Source organism: Mycobacteriales bacterium, assembly GCA_036497565.1.
In the GTDB taxonomy this organism is placed as follows: Bacteria; Actinomycetota; Actinomycetes; order Mycobacteriales; family QHCD01; genus DASXJE01.
In genome coordinates this window covers 1-2,821 of sequence record DASXJE010000039.1, presented here as the reverse complement: position 1 = coordinate 2,821, position 2,821 = coordinate 1, and the positions used below count along the sequence as shown (strand labels likewise).

The following is a 2,821-nucleotide window of genomic DNA, read 5'->3' as shown; positions in this document are numbered from 1 at the left end:
CTGGTTCTACCTGCGGGTGCTACCCGGCTGGCTCGGACTGCACCAGACGAACGTCCACTTCGGGGTGGGCACCATCGTGGTCTCGGTGCTGGTGTTCCTCGGCATTCCGCTGGCGGCCGGCTTCCTCACCCGCACCTTCGGTGAGCGGGCCAAGGGGGAGGACTGGTACGAGACGCGGTTCCTGCCGAGGATCGGGCCGATCGCGCTCTACGGGTTGTTGTTCACCATCGTCGTGCTGTTCGCGCTACAGGGGCACACCATCACGTCCCGCCCGCTGGACGTCGCGCGGATCGCGCTTCCGCTGCTGGCCTATTTCGCGCTCATGTTCGGCGGCTCCTTCGCGCTCGGCCACCGCCTGCGGCTCGGTTACGGCAAGACCGACACGTTGGCCTTCACCGCCGCCGGCAACAACTTCGAACTGGCCATCGCCGTATCGATCGGGGTGTTCGGGGTCACCTCCGGTCAGGCGCTCGCGGGGGTCGTGGGACCGCTCATCGAGGTCCCGGTCCTCGTCGCTCTCGTCTACGTCGCACTCTGGCTGCGCACCCGGCTGCGCTGGACCGATCCCGCCCCCGCCCCGGGGGAAACCTGATGCCGACTGTGCTCTTCGTCTGCGTCCACAATGCGGGCCGATCCCAGATGGCGGCGGCTCTGCTCGACCACCACGCCCGCGGCCGGGTGCACGTCCGCTCCGCCGGCTCGGCCCCGACCGGCGACATCAATCCGGCCGTCGTCGAGGTGATGGCCGAGGTGGGCCTGGACGTGTCCAAGGAGTTCCCCAAGCCCCTCACCGATGACGTCGTCCAGGCGGCCGACGTCGTCATCACCATGGGCTGCGGCGACGCCTGTCCCATCTACCCGGGCAAGCGTTACCTCGACTGGGAACTCCCCGACCCGGCCGGCCTCCCCATCGAGCAAATCCGGCCGATCCGCGCCGAGATCGACCGGCGCGTCCGCGCCCTGCTCGACGAACTCGCTAGCTGACCTCGCGCCACCCGCGGAACTGGGCGACGAACGTCTCCTGCTCGGCGGTTTTTGTCGATGTAGGTCCACTTGCCTATCGACCGTCATCGGGCTTGGTGTCTGCTGATTTGGCGGCGCGCTCGATCTCCGCGCGCCGGGCGGCCCAGAAGGCCGCATCGCGCTGCGGGCGCGCATCGGCGGCGGTCCCGGTTGAGCCGTCGAGCTGTTCGCGCAGGATGTCGGCGTGTCCGGCGTGTCGGCTGGTCTCGGTGAGTATGTGGACCAGGACATTGAACAGCTTCACGTTGGGGCGTGGCCACCAGGGCACGTAGCCGGGGGAGTCGATGGCGAGGGCGGTGATCGTCGCGTCCGAGTGCTCCCACACGCGCCGGTAGCGGCCGATGATCTCCTCCCGAGTCTCTTGCTCGGTCGCCCACATGTCTGAGCCGCGCGCCTCGGCGTCGTCCCACCGGGGGAGCGGCTCGGGAAACGGCCGGTCGAAGACCTCGCCGAAGTACCTGGACTCGGACAGCGACTGGTGTTTGACCAGGCCGAGAAGGTTCGTTCCCGTCGAGGTCAGTGGCCGGCGGACGTCGTACTCGGAGAGCCCGTCGAGTTTCCAGAGGATCACCTCGCGGATCTCTCGCAGATCGCTGTGCAGATACTCTTTCGCGAAATCATCGATCATGCGACATGAGCCTGCCATACGCCGGCCCACGCGTTTCCCGGTCTCGCCCGACGGGGTTCGCGGCGGCCACGGAGTCCAGATCCTCAGCTGACATCCCGGCGGCGAGAAGGATCTTCTGCACGACCGTGGTCTTGCCGGCGACGTAGTCGTCGATAGAGCCGAGGTCCTCTTCGGCAAGGGCCCTCTTCACGCTGGCGTACTCGTCGCGGAGGTCCGTATTCGAGCGAAGCGTCTCCCGCACCGCGAGGTGATTGCGTAGAGCCAGGCAGCCATCGAGGCACACGTATACATTTCGGCGGGGTTGATCGTCGGAGGCCTTGAACGCATGTCTGTCGTTGATGCCCAGTTCGCCTTGGTAGACGTATCCGGCCAACTCCAGGGCGGCGAGAGCGCGAGGTAGTCCGTCCGGACGTACGACGATGTCGATGTCGATGATCGGCTTAGCCGGCAAGTCTCGTACCGAGGTGCTCCCGACGTGCTCGACGGCCAGGACGTCGACTCCGCTGAGCACGATCGACAGGTCACGGCTGACTCGTTCGAAGTCTGTCTGCCACTGAGGATCGTATGGGGCGACGGTTACTCGCATTCCCCGATGATGCCCGGTCGGGAGTCGGTGTGAAGCGACAGGTCCTTGGAATCGGGTTCGCCCGTGGTCCGGGTAGTGGTTAGCGTGAATGTGTGATCGCTGGACCGTGCGGAGGTTGCGGTGGACGTCGAGGTTGTCCGGGCAGAGCTGGCGGACAAGGAGGTCTTGCGTCAGCTGTTGGAGTTCAACGCGTATGAGTTCGCGCGGCTGTCCGATGATGCGGTGCTCAATGAGCGTGGGCGCTTTGGCTATTCATGGTTGGACCACTACTGGACCGAGCCGACGCGACATCCATTCCTGATTCGAGTTCGCGGCCAGATCGGTGGGATCGTGCTTGTCACGGGCACGGATCCTCGTTCGATCGCCGAGTTCCTCGTCATGCCGCAGTACCGGCGTCTCGGTGTGGGACTTGCGGCTGCGAGGTATGTCTTCGAGCTGTTCGGTGGCGCCTGGTCAGTTCATGAGGTGCCTGGAAATGAGGCAGCAGTTGCCTTCTGGCGTCGGGCGATTCCCGTGGAGTTCGCCGAGACCTGCGACGATGACGGTACGACGCAGCGATTCCGCATGCCGACGTGATGCGCCGC

The 2,821-nt window shown here is 65.8% G+C and carries 4 protein-coding genes and 1 pseudogene; 3 read left to right on the top strand and 2 right to left on the bottom strand.

The genetic code is table 11. The features are described 5' to 3' along the window. A partial coding sequence (locus VGH85_03725) for an arsenical-resistance protein (GenBank protein HEY2172900.1) occupies window positions 1-592 on the top strand: 592 nt, incomplete at its 5' end. Then, window positions 592-984: pseudogene (locus VGH85_03720) on the top strand (arsenate reductase ArsC). The gene VGH85_03725 and the pseudogene VGH85_03720, both read left to right, overlap by 1 nt. A 73-nt stretch (window positions 985-1,057) precedes the next feature. Here the strand turns inward: VGH85_03720 and VGH85_03715 are convergent. After that, window positions 1,058-1,651, bottom strand: a complete 594-nt coding sequence (locus VGH85_03715; GenBank protein HEY2172899.1) for a DinB family protein — start codon at window positions 1,649-1,651, stop codon at window positions 1,058-1,060. After that, a complete protein-coding gene (locus tag VGH85_03710; protein HEY2172898.1) occupies window positions 1,641-2,237 on the bottom strand; it encodes a GrpB family protein in 597 nt (198 codons plus the stop codon). Before VGH85_03710 ends, VGH85_03715 begins: the two co-directional genes overlap by 11 nt. A 120-nt stretch (window positions 2,238-2,357) precedes the next feature. On the opposite strand from VGH85_03710, the gene VGH85_03705 reads away from it, so the two are divergent. Continuing rightward, a complete protein-coding gene (locus VGH85_03705; protein HEY2172897.1) occupies window positions 2,358-2,813 on the top strand; it encodes a GNAT family N-acetyltransferase in 456 nt (151 codons plus the stop codon). Window positions 2,814-2,821: the final 8 nt, after the last annotated feature.

What these genes read in the sequence shown, in the direction of transcription:
- VGH85_03710 (HEY2172898.1), bottom strand. Translation starts at nt 2,237, where the DNA reads ATGCGAGTAACCGTCGCCCCATACGATCCTCAGTGGCAGACAGACTTC.
- VGH85_03715 (HEY2172899.1), bottom strand. Translation starts at nt 1,651, where the DNA reads ATGATCGATGATTTCGCGAAAGAGTATCTGCACAGCGATCTGCGAGAG.